Genomic DNA, 17,941 nt, shown 5'->3' with positions numbered 1-17,941 from the left:
TCACCTCGCACCTGACTCCATATGCTTCGCACGCAGCTGTCCGCATGCCGCAGCAATATCGCTCCCTTGCTCCCGGCGTATGGTAGCGTTAATTTTGTTACGTTCTAGTATACGCTGGAATGTAAAGATATCGTCCCTAGGTGTTCGCACATAATCTCGTTCCGATACGAAATTGACGGGAATCAGATTGACATGAGCCATCGGAAACTGCTTCAATACTTGACCAAGCTCCTCCGCATGCTCCGGTCGGTCGTTAACGCCGCCCATTAGCGCATATTCAAACGTGATACGTCGGCCAGTCTTGGCAACATAGTATTGACAAGCTTCTATAAGATCGGCAAAAGGAAATCTGCGGTTCACCGGCATCAATTTGGATCGCAATGTATCGTTAGGTGCATGGATTGAGATCGCAAGATTGATTTGCGTCTGTTCGTCAGCAAAACGATAGATATTCGGAACAATTCCGCTAGTGGATACCGTAATATGCCGCTGTCCGATATTTAATCCCTTCGGATGAATCATGACATTCAAAAACTTCATCATCGCGTCATAGTTCTCAAATGGTTCTCCGATCCCCATGATAACTATGCTGCTTACTCGTTCCTCCGTCGCATCCAGCAGCTGCTGTGCTTTAACCACTTGAGCAATAATTTCACCCGGAGCCAGATTGCGCTTAAGTCCCGTCAACGTCGAGGCACAGAAGGTACAGCCGACCCGACAGCCAACTTGCGTTGTTACACATACGCTGTTGCCGTAGCTATGCTTCATGATGACTGTCTCGATGGCGTTTTTGTCCGAAAGCTCAAACAAAAATTTAACGGTACCATCCTTCGATTCGTATTTAGCAACCTCGGTTAAGGTAACAAAATCGAATTGTTGGGACAGCTTGTCTCGAAGTGATTTGGACAAATTCGTCATCTCTTCGAAGCTTGATATTCTTTTCACATAAAGCCAATCAAATATTTGACCGGCTCGAAAAGCCGCTTCACCGTTAGCTTTCACCCATTCCTGCCATTCTTCCAATGACAAATCGTAAACATAGGGTTTGCTGGGCAATTGTTGTACTTGTTTATTTGTCGATTCCAAAGTTTATCACAACCTGTTTGTCTATTAATCAATGCATACGTTTGATTTTACCATATATCTCATCTTTACGCTCGTTTCCGCAGCTTAGCAATGAAGAAACCGTCGGATTGGTGCTCATATGGATAAATTTGCAGTGCTTGGCCGTTTTCTAATTCGAATTCGGGATGTTCTTGTAAAAATCGTTTGATCATACCCTCGTTCTCATTGTGTTCAATAGTACAAGTACTGTACACTAGCACTCCACCTGGTCGAAGAAGTTGATGTACCTGTGATAGCAGTTCCTGTTGAATAACGCAAATATCATCCAACTCCCTCTCCTGCTTGCTCCACTTCATATCTGGCTTCCGTCGAATAACTCCAAGACCAGAGCATGGAGCATCAAGAAGAATACGATCAAAGCTGCCTGGAGCAAAACGTTCCGACAGCTTACGTGCATCGGATGTCACCGTTCGGACCGAATGAAGACCAAGCCGAACCGCTTGCTCGCGAATCAGCTTTTCTTTATGCTCATGAATATCGCAAGCCCATACTTCTCCTCGATCCTCCATTTTTTCCGCCATATGCATCGTCTTTCCGCCAGGCGCAGCACAGCAATCTAGCACTTTTTCTCCTGCCTTAGGATCGACGGCTTCAGCAACTAGCATGGAGCTTTCATCCTGTATTGAGAATAGTCCATCCGCGAACCAAGGCGTCAAAGCCATATTCCCTCCGCCTTTAACCAATACTCCCGCTGGCGCCAAATCAGAAGGCTCCGCTTGAAGTCCTGCTTCCTTAAGCAAGTCGACCAACTCATCACGACTGATTTTCACTGTATTGGTCCTTAGGCTTACTCGAGGAGGTACGTTGTTAGCTTCACAAATTCGCTCTGTCCGTTCTTCCCCCAATTGACGAAGCCAACGCTTCACCATCCATTCGGGATGGGAGTGCGTGAGTGCTATTCGTTCAATTACCGGTAAGTTATCAGGAATCTTTAGCGTTTCCTTTTGCCTAATGACATTACGAAGGACACCGTTAACCATGCCGGAAATACCTTGATGGCCTCTCTTTTTGGCAAGGTTGACCGCTTCATTCACTACAGCGTGATCAGGTATTCTATCCAGATACATCATTTGATAAAAGCTCAGTCTAAGCAAGCTTCGCACCCAAGGCTGCAGCTTGGCCATCCCTTTGGCAACAAAGCGTTCTAGAAAATAATCGATCGTGTTCATGCGTTGAATGGTCCCATAGACAATCTCTGTTGCCAAGCCAGCATCCGCTTTGTCCAAACCATACTTTTGAAGTGTCTGGTGAAGCAGCAGGTTGCTGTACGAACGGTCCTGCTCCGTACGGACAAGTACATCAAGCGCCGTTTCTCTGGCTGTTCCCGGCTTCGAAGCCGTTCTGCTCTCATTGTGTCTGCCGCTCTTGCCGTTCACCTTACCGGTAGTCACGTTGCCTTTGTTCACTATTAGTAGTCCTCCTGCATCTATTGCTCTGCGCTTCCTAGCACCGTTCCAATGGATAATTGCCCGCCTCGCGTCCATTGCGCTGCGTCCATTGCTTTTTTGCCGGCAGGCTGCAGTTCAGTAATCGTGATCGTTCCACTGCCAGTTGCAACTACGATCCCGTTTTCCCCCATGCCTAATACAGTTCCCGGTTGGCTTGTGTTAGCACTTGATGGATTAAGGGCTGCATCAGGCTTCAAGCAGCTCCAAATTTTAAGCACTTCACCGTTCCACAGCGTATAAGCGCCTGGACGAGGGCTCAGTCCTCTGACCTGATTCCATATCGCGAGAGCCGATCTATTCCAATCAATCAGCTCCTGCTCCCTTGTAATGTTCGGCGAGTATATCGCTTCTGCATCATTTTGCGGTACCGCTTGAATTCGTCCTGCAATCAGATCGGGAAGTGTTTCAGTCAGCAAACGTGCACCCGCAATACTTAGCTTCTCGAACATAGTACCCTGAGTGTCCGTATCCTCAATGCTCACTTCCACCTTGCTGATCATATCTCCGGTATCCAAGCCTTCAGCCATGTACATGATGGTTACACCTGTTACGGCGTCCCCATTCATAACAGCATGGTGAATCGGCGCACCACCGCGATATTTTGGCAGCAGAGAAGCATGAATGTTAATACATCCGTGTTTTGGCAGCTCTAACACCGATTTAGGCAGGATTTGTCCATAAGCCGCCGTAACAATCAAGTCAGGCTGCAGTTCCTTCAGTTCCTCAACAGACTCCGGACGTCTCAGTCTTTCTGGCTGCAGCACGGGAATTCCATGCTTCTCAGCTTCTACTTTCACTGGTGTAGGTGTCAAAATACGCTTGCGCCCAACCGGACGATCCGGTTGGGTCACAACGCCAACTACTTGTACTCCGTTGTCGAGCAAAGCTTGTAGAGAAGGCACGGCAAATTCCGGCGTGCCCATAAATACTACTCTCATGACTCACCGCCATGCTGTTCGCCACGGTACATTTTTTCCGCGAGATCGGTATAAAGCACTCCGTTCAAATGATCGACTTCATGCAAGATGCAGCGGGCAAGAAGGTCCGTTCCTTCGATGACGATTTCGTTTCCATCGCGGTCAAGGCCTTTGACTTTTACACGCTGTGCGCGGCGTACATCACCGGTCTTGCCAGGAATACTTAAGCAGCCTTCCGGTCCGAACTGTTCGCCCTCCTTTTCGATCACTTCAGGATTAATAAGCTCGATCAGACCGTGATCATCCCCAACATCCATCACGATAACGCGCTTCAATATTCCGATTTGAGGTGCTGCCAAGCCTACGCCTTCGGCATCATACATCGTATCGGCCATATCGTTAAGCAGTTTGTGAATATTGGAATTGATTTTAGTTACTGGTTTGCACATTTCACGCAGGACCGGATCCGGGTCTTTCACGATAATTTTAATTGCCATAATAAACACACCTTTCTTGAGTAGGGCTGATGAATGTAAAGCCTCTGCTGTTACTGCAATCTATTTTTCAAAAAAGTATAAGGACGTATGTTACATCAACACTTGGGGATCTACATCTACACTAATCGTAAGCTTGTGCTGTTTTTCCATATCCTCAAAAGCAGCCACTGCACGCCGTACAAGGCCTGATATTGTAGCTTCTCCCCGATATTTTATCATGCATTGAAATCGATATCTATCTTTGATTCGGGCTATTGGAGAGGCGACCGGGCCCAAAATTTCTATAGGAAGCGGATGCAGCTCCTTGGCAAGCTCTTTCAAACGGGACGCTAGTGATTCTGCCGTTCTCATCAGAAGAGGGATCTGTTCATGACTAAGTGTAATAAGTATCAGCCTATGAAATGGCGGATACTCATGGAGCTTACGCAGTGTCATTTCTTTATCCATAAAGCTTAAGTAGTCATGCTTGCTTGCGCTGATAATGCTGTAATGCTCGGGAGCATAAGTTTGAACAAAAACTTCTCCCGGAAGCTCATGCCTCCCGGCTCTGCCGGCTACCTGCGTCAAAAGCTGGAAGGTACGCTCCGCCGCCCTGAAATCGGGCAAATTCAAAACGGTGTCCGCAGCCAAAGCTCCAACCAAAGTTACATGAGGAAAATCAAGCCCTTTAGCTACCATCTGAGTCCCTAGCAGCACATCAGCCTGCCGGTTGCGAAACATCGTCAGCCATTTTTCATGGGAGCCCTTTTCCGTCGTCGTATCGACATCCATTCGGATGACACGAATCCCGGGAAACAGCTTGCTTAATTCCTCCTCAACCCTTTGCGTTCCTGTGCCGAAATGGCGGATATGCTCACTATTACAGGATGGGCAAACCGTCAATTCCCTTTCAGCATAGCCGCAATAATGACACCGTATCACGTGCGAGCTTTGATGAAACGTCAAAGAAATATCACAATGAGGACATTGCGCTACATAACCGCACGTTCGGCACATGACAAAGGTCGAGTAGCCGCGGCGGTTCAGCAATAAAACGATCTGTTCTTTCTTGTGTAACCGTTCTTCTATCGCTTTATACAATCCACGGCTAAACATCGACCTGTTGCCGGTTCTCAGCTCTTCACGCATGTCAATAATCTGCACTCTAGGAAGCGGACGGCCTTCCACCCTGTTATGCATGGTCAGCAGCTCGAAGCGCACTTTTTCAGCGTTCACGTGGCGAACCACAGATGAGTTTAATCCCAGTTCTTCCTCCCCGAACAATGTAGTGCTATAAATCTCTTTACTTACGTTTTGTATGTTAGAAGAGGGAGTCGAGGCAGATAAAGTTCCGTACATGCTTTCAAGGGACGGCGTGGCCGACCCGAGAACAACCACTGCATCATGCTGAGAAGCACGAGCAACAGCCACATCGCGTGCATGATATTTGGGACTTTCCTCTTGCTTATAGGATGACTCGTGTTCTTCATCAATAATAATCAGTCCTAATTGCGTAAATGGGGCAAAAATCGCCGAGCGAGCGCCAATAACGACGCGTACCTGCTTTAGCATAATTTTACGCCATTCATCATAACGCTCCCCGTGGGATAAGCGGCTGTGAAGAACAGCTACTAGATCGCCAAAGCGTCCTTTGAAGCGTTCTACCATTTGAGGAGTCAACGAAATCTCAGGTACGAGAACAATCGCTTCCCTTCCTTGATCCAGGCAGGTTTGAATCGACTGCAAGTATACCTCAGTTTTCCCGCTGCCCGTAACCCCATGAAGCAGAAACACTCTATGCTCACGATGATTTACCGCATCTGCGATACGTCCAAACACCTGCTGTTGTTCAGGCATTAACGGCAGAGGCTGCGTCTTGTTAAACTTTCTTTGAGCATATGGATCCCGAAACACTTCAACTTCTTTAATTGTCAGCCAACCCTTATCGGCCAAGCTTTTCACTGTACCGGCACTGATCCCCAGCTCATGCAACAATTCTGTAAGCTTAATAGGAATCGGCTGCTCTGCCAAGTAAAGCAGTACTTCCTTTTGCTTGCCGGCCCTTGCAGGCAGCTGCAGCTCCCATTCCCGCAGCAGCTCCGGATCATCAGGCGGGAACACGGTTAACACCTTTTTGGCAGCCATCCGGTCTTTGATCATCTGCATTTCAACCAGAAGTCCTTCTGTTATCAATTGCTTAATCAAAGTACCTTCCGAACTGAATTTTTGCAAGAGAGCTTCGATTTCGACCGAACCTTTCTCTCTAACATAACGGATGATTTCTTGCTGCTCAGGAAGCAGCAAAGAATATTGACCATTAGAAGGCAGAGCTGCTGTATCTGCAGCACATACGTGGCGTTCATACTTCGCTTTTAGGGCGCCTGGTATCATCGCTTGCAAAGCAGTGATTTCGTTACATAGATACGTTTGGCTTATCCAATGTGCTAATGTGACCAAATCAGGAGTTAAAGGAGGATACAGATCCATAACCTCTGCAATAGGTTTGACTTTGCTTGGATCAAAATCCGAACGTTGATGCAGTTCGACAACGAACCCTTGCAGCTTGCGCGGGCCAAACGGGACACCTACCCGGCTGCCGACCATCACCCATTCCCTCATTGCTTCAGGAATAAAATAATCAAAGGCGCGGTTTGTCTGCTTCGCGGGGACATCCACTATGACTTTTGCGTACATCAGTTCGCACTGTCTCCCTTCTTCATCCGTTCGGCCACATAAAGCAGCAAGCTCCTAGCTACATCCAGCTTACTCATAACAGGAAGCGCCTCGACAAGCCCGTTGTGATCGTAGATACGGACGACATTCGTGTCGGTACCGAATCCGGCTCCTTCTTGAGTCACATCATTGGCAACCAGCAAATCGCAGTTTTTGCGTTTTAGCTTATCTATCGCATGCTCGTCAATACGTTCCGTCTCAGCAGCAAAACCAACCACAAATTGATGCGATTTAATATTGCCGATCGTTTGTAAAATATCTGCATTCTTGACGAGTTTCAGCGTCATTTCCTCGTCTTTTTTCTTAATCTTCTGCTGTGCCTGCTCTGCAGGCCGATAATCAGCTACTGCTGCCGCCTTGATGACAATGTCCATTTCCGGCATCCTTGCAACCACCGCGTCCAGCATATCCTGAGCTGACTCGATTCGTATCGTCCTAATCCCTTCAGGGATAGGAGCTGATGCTTTACCCACAACTAAAGTAACATCCGCACCCATATTCCTGGCCGCTTCCGCGATGGCAAAACCCATTTTACCTGAAGAATCATTGGTCAAGTAACGCACCGGATCGATCCTCTCGACCGTGCCTCCTGCCGTAACAAGCAGTTTCTTCCCTTTTAACAATTGACTGTCAGCGAAAAAACGCTCGATAGCAGCAACGATGTGCTCCGGTTCCTCCAGCCTTCCTTTACCTACATAGCCGCAGGCAAGCTGACCTGTACCCGGTTCAATAAACAACACACCGCGCTCGGCCAAGGTTCGCATATTTGATTGTACAGCAGGATGCGCATACATATGTACATTCATAGCCGGAGCGACGAGAATAGGCGCTGTGGTAGCGAGCAGAGTTGTGCTAAGCATATCGTCCGCCAATCCATGAGCCATTTTGGCAATGACATTGGCAGTAGCAGGCGCAACGATAACTAGATCGGCATGATCCGCCAAATCGATGTGCGAGACAACCGAGGCATCTTTTTCATCGAACGTATCCACGATCACATCATGCCGTGATAATGTTTGAAATGTTAACGGCGCAATGAAGCGGGTCGCCGACTCCGTCATAATGACTCGAACCTCTGCACCAGCCTGCTTCAGCTTGCTGCATAACGCGGCTGCTTTATAAGCGGCAATACCGCCACTAACACCTAAAAGTATCGTTTTACCGTTCAGCATCCGATCCACCCCCGATATTCGAGAAAAAAATAACAACCACGAGGGTTGTTGTAAAGGTTACTTCACTAATTCTTTAGTTTGCAGCTTCTCGTAAGAAATATGATCTTCGTAAATTTCTTCTAGTGCAAGTCCTACGAACTTATGGGATCTTTTATTGCGCACCTCGGTTTTCGAACCGTCACGCAGCATTCTTGCCCGTTTTGCAGCCGCTACGACCAAAGAATATTTGCTGTCTACTTTGTCCAACAATTTATCGATTGAAGGATATAACATGCTTAGTTCACCTCTGCCATCCATTGTTTGATTTTGTTTACAACTTTCTCTTTACGGCAATGCTCCGCTACTATGATAGATTGAATCCGCGAACAGGCATTCTCGACATGATCATTTACGATAGCATAATCATAATGCTCCATCAGACGGATTTCATCCATAGCGACCGACATCCGGTTGCGGATAGATTCTTCTGATTCTGTTCCTCGACCTACAATGCGATTTTCAAGCTCATCCATCGAAGGAGGCAGCAGGAAAATAAATACGCCTTCCGGGAACTTTTGCTTTACTTTCAAAGCACCCTGCACTTCAATTTCAAGAATGATATCGTTGCCGGCAAGTAATGTTTCTTCTACGAATTTTCTAGGAGTCCCGTAATAATTACCTACGTATTCAGCCCACTCCAGCATTTGATCCTCTTCAATCAGCTGCTGAAATTGTTCTCTTGATTTAAAAAAGTAATTTACACCGTCCACTTCACCCTGCCTTGGCTCACGGGTTGTAGCGGATACAGAATAGATAAGATCAGGTGCGCATTGTCTAAGCGCTTTGCAGACCGTTCCTTTACCTACTCCGGACGGACCAGATAGTACGATTAATATTCCTTTTTCCTTACTCGTCATGATCATCGTCCTTATTAGAAAGTCGGTGTGCTACCGTTTCAGGCTGCACTGCAGACAAGATGACATGATCGCTGTCCGTAATAATCACTGCACGCGTACGGCGGCCGTAGGTTGCATCAATCAGCATGTGACGGTCGCGCGCTTCTTGAATGATTCTTTTGATTGGCGCCGATTCCGGACTCACGATGGAAATGATTCGGTTAGCGGATACGATGTTACCGAATCCGATATTAATAAGTTTGATTGCCATCTTGTTTCCTCCTAAGAGCTTTCCCCGATGGGAAAGCTTTACATCGTAAGCATCTACAGAGCCTTCCCGAATGGGAAAACTTACATCGTAAGCGTCAGCAGAGCTTTCCGTAGCGAAAGTCTACATCGTAAAGCATAACCCAAGCTTGCTCTCGCAAAACGTGGCTTTTACTCAATATTTTGAATCTGCTCCCTCATTTTCTCCAGTTCAGCCTTCATTTCGACTACAATTGCGGTAAGCCCGGAATGATTAGCCTTGGATCCGATGGTGTTCACTTCTCTATTCATTTCCTGAACCAGGAAATCCAGCTTCCTACCAATCGGTTCGGGCGAGCTTAACAGCTGCCTGCACTGCTGAAAATGACTTAGCAGTCTTGTTATTTCCTCATCAACATTCGCACGGTCTGCAAATATAGCTACTTCCGTTGCCAACCGTACCTCATCGATAACAGGCTGCTGCATTAGCTCTTGGATTCGTAGACGCAGCTTACCTGCATAATCCTGCACAGCTTGAGGAGCTAATTGACGCGCTTGCTCAAGAAACGACTCCAAGGCTTGGACGCGCTGTAACGTGTCTTCCCCTAAATGAGAGCCCTCCGAAGTGCGCATCAGGACCAGATGTTGAACCGCTTCTTGAACACAATGTGTCCATTCTCGTTCCAAATCCTCTTCTGCCGCCTCCACTGCTTCACGGTAACTAATGAGATCGGGAATACGAAGATAATCTTGAATGGTTACGGTACCTTCAACTCCGAATTTAGCCTTCAGCTGCTCGGCTGCTGAACGGTATGCTTCTGCTGCTGCCCAATTGATCTCCATTGTGCCGCTTGCATCCGCAGCGCGCTCGACCGTGACAAACACATCGAGACGTCCGCGCTTTATCTCCTGCTGAACGGTGCGCTTTAGAAGATCTTCGTATTTCAACCATTCCCGCGGTATCCGTACCTGCACTTCGCAATAACGGTGATTGACAGACTTCACGTCCATTTGTACGGTATACCCCGCAAAGGAACGATTTGCTTGTCCGAATCCAGTCATACTGCGAACCATGACATTCACATCCATTATTCTATATTAATTCATTTTGTCAATGGGTACAAGTGGAAACTGCCCGGCCGGATTTCTCCCACACATAGTTCGTCAGCTGTACCGTCATTTCATAGGAAAGGAACGGTGTCATTAAATAAATACCGTTAAAATATTTCATTGCCGTATCCAATAATTCTTTGGCGATCTGGACACCCATCGCTCTACCTTCTTCGCCTTTGAGCTCACCCATCCGCTGACGTACCTCATCAGAAAGCTGAATCCCTGGAACCTCGTTATGGAGGTAGGTCGCATTTCCGCCACTCGCAAGCGGCATGATTCCAATGAAAATAGGAACGGATAAGTGTTTGGTCGCTTCATATATTTTCTCTATTAATTCTGCATTATAAACGGGCTGCGTCATAATATAATCGGCGCCAGCTTCAATCTTGCGCTCCAGCCTTTGAACAGCTTTGTCCAAATATTTTACGTTAGGGTTAAATGCTGCCCCAATAATAAAATTTGCTGTCTTCTTGAGTGCTTTGCCTGAGAAAGCAACGCCTTCATTCAACTGCTTGATCATACGGATGATTTCAAATGAAGTCAAGTCGTACACCGAGCTTGAGCCTGGCAAATCACCAAAGCGCGCCGGATCTCCAGTTACCGCGAGTACATGATCGATCCCCAATGCATGCAAGCCCATCATATGTGACTGTGTCCCTATCATATTGCGGTCACGACAAGCGATGTGAATCAAGGGGCGCAAGCCTGTCTGTTCTTTAACCAGATAGCCTAATGCTAAATTGCTCATCCGGGTTACAGCAAGTGAATTATCCGCCATGGTTAGCGCATCGACATTCGCTTCTTTGAGGGCTTGAGCACCTTGCATGAACTTTGTAATATCCAAGTCCCTTGGAGGGTCCAACTCAACAATAACGGTATGCCGTTGTTTCACCAGCTCAACAATATTAGGCTCTTGATAATCCGCACCTTGAGCCGTCGTCTGTTCCGTCCTCAATTCATCTACTTGAATTGTCCCGCGCTCAGCCGTTGTCGTCCCCCCCGCAGTCAATGGGGTCTGCAGCCGAACGACTCTCGTGGAATCCGGAGTGTAATCATGAAGCGATTGGGCCATTGCAGCCACGTGCTCCGGAGTAGTTCCGCAGCAGCCGCCTATAATTCGAGCGCCTAAGTCAGCAAACTTCAGCGCAGTCTCAGCAAAATACTGCGGTGTTGCAGCATAAGTGAACCGTCCATCCACATAGTCAGGGATACCAGCATTAGGGAATACCGAGAACGGCAGCGGATCATTCATTCCCGCCACCTTTTCAAGTGAACGGAGTAGTCCGTTAGGGCCGCTTCGGCAGTTAAAGCCTACAACGTCCGCTCCATTCTGCTTCAACTTATTGAAAGCTTCCTGCAGCGTTGCTCCATCATGGGTCGTTCCTGTTCCTTCAGTAGCAAACTGACAGATGACAGGAATATCACTCAATTTACGAATGATTTTCAACGCAAGCAGCATCTCATCCAAGTCATAAAAAGATTCCAGTAGCAAACCGTCAACCGGTGTATCCAGCAGCACTTCAATTTGCTGTCGCAAATCCTCTTTTACTTTGGTCGTACGTACATTTTTTCTTTTTCCTGCTCGAATAGATCCGATGGCTCCAACGACATAAGCGTCATTACCGACCGCTTTACGGGCCAGCTCCACGCCTGCACGGTTAATAGCTTCCACATCCTGCTCAAGGCCGTATTTGGAAAGCTTTTCGCGATTTGCAGAAAATGTATTCGTTTCAATGATCCGTGCGCCCGCTTCATAATATCGGCGGTGTACGTCCATAATGACATCCGGTTTTAATAAATTTAATTCCTCGTAAGAGATTCCTACGGGAAACCCCATTTGATACAAGTATGTCCCCATGGCTCCATCGCCGACTAATATATGCTGACGGAGCGCTTCTCTCAACTCAAGCTTCATCTTCTTCCGCCTCGCCTTTCCCATGTAAATACTTACAGTGTAACGCTGCCTTCGAACACCTGCTCAGCAGGTCCGGTCATATAAACGTGGTTGTTTGACTCATCCCACTCAATAAATAAGTCCCCGCCTTTTAGTGATACAGTAGCCGCACGCTCCGCTTTACCGTTCAACACGGACGCAACCAAAGTCGCACATGCTCCAGTCCCACATGCAAGTGTAGGGCCTGCACCCCGCTCCCATACGCGCATATCCATGGCGACAGGAGATTTTACCGTGGCGAACTCCACGTTAACCCGTCGAGGAAACATCGGATGCACCTCAAGCTTAGGCCCCCAAACAGCCAAATCAAAGCTTACTGCATCATCTACGTAAATAACACAGTGAGGGTTCCCCATGGAAACGGCCGTAAAACGAAATTGACGTCCATCTACCTCGATAGGATGATTCGTTACCCGATCAAGATCAACCAAAGTCGGGACTTCCGTTCCTTTTAAGATCGGTGCACCCATGTCAACTCGAACAGCCGTTACTTTGCCTTCCTCTACCGTTAACTGCACTTTTTGAGCGCCAGCACCGAGCGTTTCCACAGTGAGCTCCCGTTTTGCAGCATCGACCAAGCCATGCTCATAAATATATTTGGCGACACAGCGAATGGCGTTGCCGCACTGTTCGGATTCAGAACCATCGGAATTGATAATTCTCATCTTGTAATCCGCTATTTTCGAAGGAAGTATATATACTAAACCATCTGCACCGATTCCAAAAAAACGGCTGCACAGTCGGACGGCAAGCTCGCTTGCGTTTGCAGGCAGCTCCTTCTCTCCTCCGACAACGATAAAATCATTCCCAAGTCCATGCATTTTTGTGAATTTCATTATGGTTCTCCCCTGCTTTCCATCCTGCTCCCGTATTCTCTTGGTTTAGCCATTATCATAACGCAAAAACAAGGTAATGCATAGTTTTTCCGCAAAATTTTAACCTATTTCGGGCTAAAAAGCAAAAAACCGGCTCATGGGCTTTTTTCCCTTTCACCGGTCTTTCCAATTATGTTTATCTTGCCGCCGGCTTTGCGCTGCCGTAACGGATCGTTTTGCGTTTGGAAGGCTTACTCATCACACTGCCGATGCCCATAAAGAAGGTCGGGATGCCGGCAAAAATAAGTACAATGATCCAATCTTTCCAACCGAGCGGTACCGTTTTGAAAATGGGCTGCAGCTGCTCCACATATAATACAGCAAGCATAAGCAGGAGCGATGAGATAACTGCTAGAACAAGATAACGGTTCTGCAATGGATTACGGTGAAAGATCGAACGTGAGCTGCGGCAATCAAAGACATGTATCAGTTGCGCCATGACCAATGTTGCGAAAGCAACGGTCTGAGCCTTCACGAGCACCCCGGCTTCGTCTTTGCCTCCCTGATGCAGCATGATCATAAAGGCAGCCAAGGTGCACACACCGATCAATATGCCGCGGCTAATAATTTTCCAACCGAGACGTCTAGCAAAAATATTTTCCCGCGCAGAACGCGGCTTTTGCTGCATGAGATCCTTCTCCGCCTGATCCACACCAAGAGCCATAGCTGGCAGGCCATCGGTAACCAGATTGACCCACAAAATCTGAATAGGAATTAACGGCAAAGGAAGACCAGCCATCATCGCCAGGAACATCGTCATGATCTCACCCACATTGGATGCTAGCAAATAACGGATAAATTTGCGAATGTTCTCATATATACCGCGTCCCTCTTCAATTGCAGCAACAATCGTTGCGAAGTTGTCATCACTCAGAACAAGTGCTGATGCTTCCTTGGAAACGTCTGTACCGCTGATGCCCATGGCGATACCGATATCTGCAGCTTTAATCGCAGGAGCGTCATTAACTCCGTCACCCGTCATGGCAACAACGTGTCCTTTACGCTGAAGGGATTTAACAATCCGCAGCTTGTGCTCGGGAGATACCCGTGCGTAAACGTACGTATCATCGACACGCGCATCCAGGTCGTCATCCGACAGCTGTGAAATCTGTTGTCCGTTAAGCGCTAAGCCACCATTTGGAGGAAGAATGCCTAGCTGCTTAGCAATAGCCTCAGCAGTAGATTGATGGTCACCTGTAATCATGACCGTCTTGATGCCGGCTTTACGGCACTTGGAGATCGCTTCTCTCACCTCTTTGCGAGGCGGATCAATCATTCCTGTCAGACCGATAAAGACTAGACCGTTTTCAACCTCTTCTTCCACATCGCATCGTTCCGCGGGCTTCACTTCTCGATAAGCTACCCCGAGGACGCGCAGCGCATTGTTTGCCATTCCCTCGTTGGCTGCGAGCACCTTTTGCTTAAGTGTAGGGGTAAAAGGGATCACTCTATCGTCCCAGAGCACATAGCTGCATTGATGCAGAAGTACGTCTGGAGCCCCTTTCGTACATACCATCCGCCCGCCTTGATGCTCAACCAAAACCGACATCCGCTTGCGCTCCGAGTCAAATGGATATTCTCCTACTCTTCTGTACAATCCTTCGATGGATTGATGAGTCATTCCAGCTTTGGCTCCGAGCACAACAAGCGCTCCTTCGGTTGGATCCCCTTTGATATTCCATGAGGAGACTGTTGCTTCCTCATCCGCTTGTTTTTTGCGTTTGGTTTCCGACTTTTCCTCTACGAGAACGGCATTGTTGCACAGCACCGATACTTGCAGCAGCCTCCGCAGCATCTGATTTTTTTTCAGATCAACATGGGTTCCCTTATGAAGAATATCTCCATGGGGAGCGTATCCGTCGCCGGTTACCTCCAAAATATTTCCACCCAACCAAAGATGGGTTACTGTCATTTTATTTTGCGTCAGTGTCCCTGTTTTGTCAGAGCAAATGACCGATGCACATCCCAGCGTTTCGACAGAGGGCAGCTTGCGCACAATCGCTTTTCGCTGAATCATCCGCTGAACGCCAAGGGCCAGGGCAATCGTAACGATGGCCGGTAGCCCTTCCGGAATGGCGGCAACCGCCAAGCTGACACCAGCCAAGAACATACCGTAAGGTTCTTGTCCATGAACGATACCTGCCACAACGACTAGAACAGTCAAAGCCAAAGCTACAATAATTAAAATTTTGCCTAACTGCTCCAGGCGGTGCTGAAGCGGAGTATCCATGGACTCTGTGCTTTGAATCAAATCAGCGATTTTCCCCATCTCCGTACTCATACCCGTACGCACTACAATCCCTTTGGCCGTTCCCCGCGTAATCATGGTTCCCATAAAGCCAAGATTCCGCTGATCGCCTAACGGTACTTCCTCTGCTTGAAGCGCTGAAGTATGTTTGCTTACAGGCACCGACTCTCCAGTTAAAGCCGATTCTTCCACGTACAAGCCATTTGCATCAAGAAACCGAAGATCGGCAGGTATCCGGTCCCCGCTTTCCATTACAACTACATCTCCGGGAACGAGCTCCTTAGCAGGAACCAGCTCGATTATGCCTCCCCGCAGCACCTTCGCATGTGGCGCTGACAGCTCCTTCAAGGCTCGAAGTGACCGCTCGGCACGGAACTCCTGAATGAAGCCCAAGATACCGTTCATGATAATAATGGCGATGATGGTGATAGCGTCCAGATATTCTCCCAGGAGTCCGGAAATTAACGTCGCTCCCATCAGTACCAGCACCATAAAGTCTTTAAACTGGTTTAGAAAAAGGGATATCGGCGATATTTTTTTCCCTTCGGATAGTTCGTTGTGGCCGTTCTCCTTTAATCGCCTCTCGGCCTCTTCTGAAGAGAGCCCTTGTGACGGTTCGATCTGCTGCAATTGCAAAATGTCCTCTGCCGTCATTTGATACCACTGCTTATGACCCATCTGCTCATTCCCTCCCAAAAGGTTGTACCCGATGCTGCGATGCCTCTACTGCATGGAACATCACAACATGGACAGCTTCTTTTAGTAAATGTATTCAGACAAGCTGCAAAATAGCACAAAGGAAAACACACTTAAGTTTTTAGTGAAAATATGGCATGATAGAGAATGGTGCATAACCAAAGTTATTCTTATTCTTGATTCATTGAATGGAGTTGTCCCCAACATGTCTTTAGACGGACTGGTCGTTCACAGCCTGGTGCAAGAGCTTCAGCGTTGTGTAGGCGGCAGAATTAATAAAGTTCATATGCCATCCGAGCATGATATCGTCATGCAAATGAGAGCTCAAGGGAGCAACTTGAAGCTCCTGCTGTCGGCAAACCCTACCTATCCACGGGTTCATTTCACAGAGCAAAGTTTCCTCAATCCGTTGGAAGCACCTATGTTCTGTATGCTGCTTCGCAAACATTGCGAGAGCGGTATTATCGAGAGCATTACTCAGCCGGGTCTTGAACGGGTCATTCATATGCAAATACGGCAGCGCGACGAATTAGGCGATCTAAGCAGCAAAACGCTTATCATCGAAATAATGGGGCGTCATAGCAACATTATTTTGGTTGAACCGACAACCGGAACCATTATCGATGGAATCCATCATGTTACTCCTGCTATAAGCAGCTATCGAATCATCATGCCGGGCAGCAAATATGTGTCCCCGCCTGAGCAGCACAAGGAACACCCTTTTCATGTAGATAAGGAGCGGTTTATTACAAGCCTTACAACCCCTCTGGCTGTTCAAGAACACGATGAGTTTGAAAAGCCTCCAGCTCCACCTGTTGACGAAACCTGGGAGCAGCGAATCGTGAACAGGTTCAGCGGCTTTAGTCCACTTGTGGCCAAGGAGGTAGTATACCGCTGCAGCTCGCAGCTAACGGCAGATAACCCGCTAGAGGCTAATGCAGCCCTGTTGTGGGAGCCGTTTCATACACTGATTGAGCAGCTGCGCGAAGAACGACAGCAGCCGAACATATGCGAGCGGGAAGCTAATGGCAAAGCTTACTTCTCTATTACCGAGTTGTCTCATATTCAAGGTATTGTTACTCAATATGAATCCATCAGCGAATGTCTTGAAGCGTTCTATGGGGATAAAGCGGAGCGGGATACCGTCAAGCAGCGGGTATCAGACTTACTTAGGTTTCTCCAAAACGAACGAAGCAAAAATGTTAAGAAGATCGATAAGCTGCAGGAAACGTTGGAGGAAGGGCAAGATGCGGATAAATTCCGAATTTTAGGAGAGCTGCTGACGGCTTCGATTCATCTAATCCAAAAAGGCGATACAGAAGTCGAAGTGATCAACTATTACGATGAAGAACAGCGTCCTATAAAGATTGCATTGGATCCCTTGCTGACAGCCTCCGAAAATGCACAACGCTATTTCAAGAAGTACACAAAAAGCAAAAACAGCCTCATTGCCGTCAACGAACAATTGCAGCAGACACATGAAGAAATCCGATATCTGGAAGGATTGCTACAGCAGCTTGGTACTGCCTCGCTTAGCGATATCGAGGAAATCCGCGAAGAGCTGGTGGAGCAAGGATATATTCGCGACCGAAACAAGAAATCGCGCAAAAAGAAGGCCAACCAAAAGCCTTCGTTATCCTGCTTCACGTCCAGTGAAGGAATCCCAATCTATGTGGGCAAAAACAATACACAAAATGAATATTTGACGAATCGTTTGGCTCAATCCGCCGATACTTGGCTGCATACGAAGGATATCCCCGGCTCTCACGTCGTTATTAGAAGCCCGCAGTTCGGTGAACAGACTTTGCGCGAAGCCGCTCAGCTGGCCGCTTATTTCAGCCAAGCCAAGGAATCAAGCCAAGTGCCCGTTGACTTCACCTTCATCAAGCACGTACGCAAGCCAAGTGGAGCTAAGCCCGGCTTTGTTATTTATGATCATCAAAAAACATTGTTCGTCACACCTGACTCCGATGCAATTAAACGAATGCCTGTCCAAGTAAAATAGCATTATCTCAACTTCTCAAAGCACAACAAAAAAAGACCGGTTCCCCGGTCTTTTTTGT

Annotated in this window: 14 protein-coding genes; 1 reads left to right on the top strand and 13 read right to left on the bottom strand. The window is 47.7% G+C overall.

The features are described 5' to 3' along the window. From rlmN to BP97_RS0118045, 13 genes are all read right to left on the bottom strand, one after another. Nucleotides 1-1,086 carry a dual-specificity RNA methyltransferase RlmN gene (gene rlmN / locus BP97_RS0118105; RefSeq protein ID WP_051620717.1) on the bottom strand — a complete coding sequence of 362 codons (1,086 nt, stop codon included), beginning with the start codon at nucleotides 1,084-1,086 and terminating at the stop codon, nucleotides 1-3. A gap of 65 nt (nucleotides 1,087-1,151) precedes the next feature. Beyond that, the gene (rsmB, locus tag BP97_RS0118100) at nucleotides 1,152-2,609 is read right to left on the bottom strand and encodes a 16S rRNA (cytosine(967)-C(5))-methyltransferase RsmB (protein ID WP_081824256.1); all 1,458 of its coding nucleotides are present in this window, start codon (nucleotides 2,607-2,609) and stop codon (nucleotides 1,152-1,154) included. Continuing rightward, nucleotides 2,552-3,511 carry a methionyl-tRNA formyltransferase gene (gene fmt / locus BP97_RS0118095; RefSeq protein WP_028550513.1) on the bottom strand — a complete coding sequence of 320 codons (960 nt, stop codon included), beginning with the start codon at nucleotides 3,509-3,511 and terminating at the stop codon, nucleotides 2,552-2,554. The genes rsmB and fmt overlap by 58 nt, the downstream gene beginning before the upstream one ends. Further along, nucleotides 3,508-3,987 carry a peptide deformylase gene (def, locus tag BP97_RS0118090; RefSeq protein ID WP_028550354.1) on the bottom strand — a complete coding sequence of 160 codons (480 nt, stop codon included), beginning with the start codon at nucleotides 3,985-3,987 and terminating at the stop codon, nucleotides 3,508-3,510. The genes fmt and def overlap by 4 nt, the downstream gene beginning before the upstream one ends. Nucleotides 3,988-4,077: 90 nt before the next feature. Further along, nucleotides 4,078-6,660 (bottom strand): primosomal protein N', encoded by a 2,583-nt coding sequence (priA, locus tag BP97_RS0118085; protein ID WP_028550353.1) that lies wholly within the window; start codon nucleotides 6,658-6,660, stop codon nucleotides 4,078-4,080. After that, nucleotides 6,660-7,871: a bifunctional phosphopantothenoylcysteine decarboxylase/phosphopantothenate--cysteine ligase CoaBC gene (coaBC, locus tag BP97_RS0118080; RefSeq protein WP_028550352.1), complete on the bottom strand. Its 1,212-nt coding sequence runs from the start codon at nucleotides 7,869-7,871 to the stop codon at nucleotides 6,660-6,662. The genes priA and coaBC overlap by 1 nt, the downstream gene beginning before the upstream one ends. 57 nt (nucleotides 7,872-7,928) lie before the next feature. Next, complete coding sequence (gene rpoZ, locus BP97_RS0118075; protein WP_028550351.1) at nucleotides 7,929-8,144, bottom strand: DNA-directed RNA polymerase subunit omega; 216 nt, start codon at nucleotides 8,142-8,144, stop codon at nucleotides 7,929-7,931. Between the two features lie 2 nt (nucleotides 8,145-8,146). Beyond that, on the bottom strand, nucleotides 8,147-8,773 hold the full coding sequence (gmk, locus tag BP97_RS0118070) for a guanylate kinase (protein WP_156043249.1): 627 nt from the start codon (nucleotides 8,771-8,773) through the stop codon (nucleotides 8,147-8,149). Further along, the gene (gene remA / locus BP97_RS0118065; RefSeq protein ID WP_009672664.1) at nucleotides 8,757-9,017 is read right to left on the bottom strand and encodes an extracellular matrix/biofilm regulator RemA; all 261 of its coding nucleotides are present in this window, start codon (nucleotides 9,015-9,017) and stop codon (nucleotides 8,757-8,759) included. Before remA ends, gmk begins: the two co-directional genes overlap by 17 nt. Before the next feature lie 167 nt (nucleotides 9,018-9,184). Beyond that, nucleotides 9,185-10,066, bottom strand: a complete 882-nt coding sequence (locus tag BP97_RS0118060; protein ID WP_028550349.1) for a YicC/YloC family endoribonuclease — start codon at nucleotides 10,064-10,066, stop codon at nucleotides 9,185-9,187. 37 nt (nucleotides 10,067-10,103) lie between these two features. After that, nucleotides 10,104-12,020, bottom strand: coding sequence for a bifunctional homocysteine S-methyltransferase/methylenetetrahydrofolate reductase (locus BP97_RS0118055; RefSeq protein WP_028550348.1), 1,917 nt, complete (start codon nucleotides 12,018-12,020; stop codon nucleotides 10,104-10,106). 32 nt (nucleotides 12,021-12,052) lie between these two features. After that, on the bottom strand, nucleotides 12,053-12,895 hold the full coding sequence (gene dapF / locus BP97_RS0118050; protein ID WP_028550347.1) for a diaminopimelate epimerase: 843 nt from the start codon (nucleotides 12,893-12,895) through the stop codon (nucleotides 12,053-12,055). Nucleotides 12,896-13,070: 175 nt separating this feature from the next. Beyond that, nucleotides 13,071-15,860 (bottom strand): calcium-translocating P-type ATPase, SERCA-type, encoded by a 2,790-nt coding sequence (locus BP97_RS0118045; protein ID WP_028550346.1) that lies wholly within the window; start codon nucleotides 15,858-15,860, stop codon nucleotides 13,071-13,073. Between the two features lie 223 nt (nucleotides 15,861-16,083). On the opposite strand from BP97_RS0118045, the gene BP97_RS0118040 reads away from it, so the two are divergent. Beyond that, on the top strand, nucleotides 16,084-17,883 hold the full coding sequence (locus tag BP97_RS0118040; protein WP_028550345.1) for an Rqc2 family fibronectin-binding protein: 1,800 nt from the start codon (nucleotides 16,084-16,086) through the stop codon (nucleotides 17,881-17,883). Nucleotides 17,884-17,941: the final 58 nt, after the last annotated feature.

This window comes from Paenibacillus sp. UNC451MF (genome assembly GCF_000686845.1).
GTDB lineage: Bacteria > Bacillota > Bacilli > Paenibacillales > NBRC-103111 > Paenibacillus_S.
This window is presented reverse-complemented; position numbering and strand designations above follow the sequence as displayed.

Bases quoted from the DNA above. Each gene is read 5' to 3' on its own strand.
- rpoZ (WP_028550351.1), bottom strand. From the start codon at position 8,144: ATGTTATATCCTTCAATCGATAAATTGTTGGACAAAGTAGACAGCAAA.
- fmt (WP_028550513.1), bottom strand. From the start codon at position 3,511: ATGAGAGTAGTATTTATGGGCACGCCGGAATTTGCCGTGCCTTCTCTA.
- remA (WP_009672664.1), bottom strand. From the start codon at position 9,017: ATGGCAATCAAACTTATTAATATCGGATTCGGTAACATCGTATCCGCT.
- rsmB (WP_081824256.1), bottom strand. From the start codon at position 2,609: ATGGACGCGAGGCGGGCAATTATCCATTGGAACGGTGCTAGGAAGCGC.
- dapF (WP_028550347.1), bottom strand. From the start codon at position 12,895: ATGAAATTCACAAAAATGCATGGACTTGGGAATGATTTTATCGTTGTC.
- BP97_RS0118060 (WP_028550349.1), bottom strand. From the start codon at position 10,066: ATGGTTCGCAGTATGACTGGATTCGGACAAGCAAATCGTTCCTTTGCG.
- priA (WP_028550353.1), bottom strand. From the start codon at position 6,660: ATGTACGCAAAAGTCATAGTGGATGTCCCCGCGAAGCAGACAAACCGC.
- def (WP_028550354.1), bottom strand. From the start codon at position 3,987: ATGGCAATTAAAATTATCGTGAAAGACCCGGATCCGGTCCTGCGTGAA.
- gmk (WP_156043249.1), bottom strand. From the start codon at position 8,773: ATGATCATGACGAGTAAGGAAAAAGGAATATTAATCGTACTATCTGGT.
- BP97_RS0118045 (WP_028550346.1), bottom strand. From the start codon at position 15,860: ATGGGTCATAAGCAGTGGTATCAAATGACGGCAGAGGACATTTTGCAA.
- coaBC (WP_028550352.1), bottom strand. From the start codon at position 7,871: ATGCTGAACGGTAAAACGATACTTTTAGGTGTTAGTGGCGGTATTGCC.
- BP97_RS0118055 (WP_028550348.1), bottom strand. From the start codon at position 12,020: ATGAAGCTTGAGTTGAGAGAAGCGCTCCGTCAGCATATATTAGTCGGC.
- BP97_RS0118040 (WP_028550345.1), top strand. From the start codon at position 16,084: ATGTCTTTAGACGGACTGGTCGTTCACAGCCTGGTGCAAGAGCTTCAG.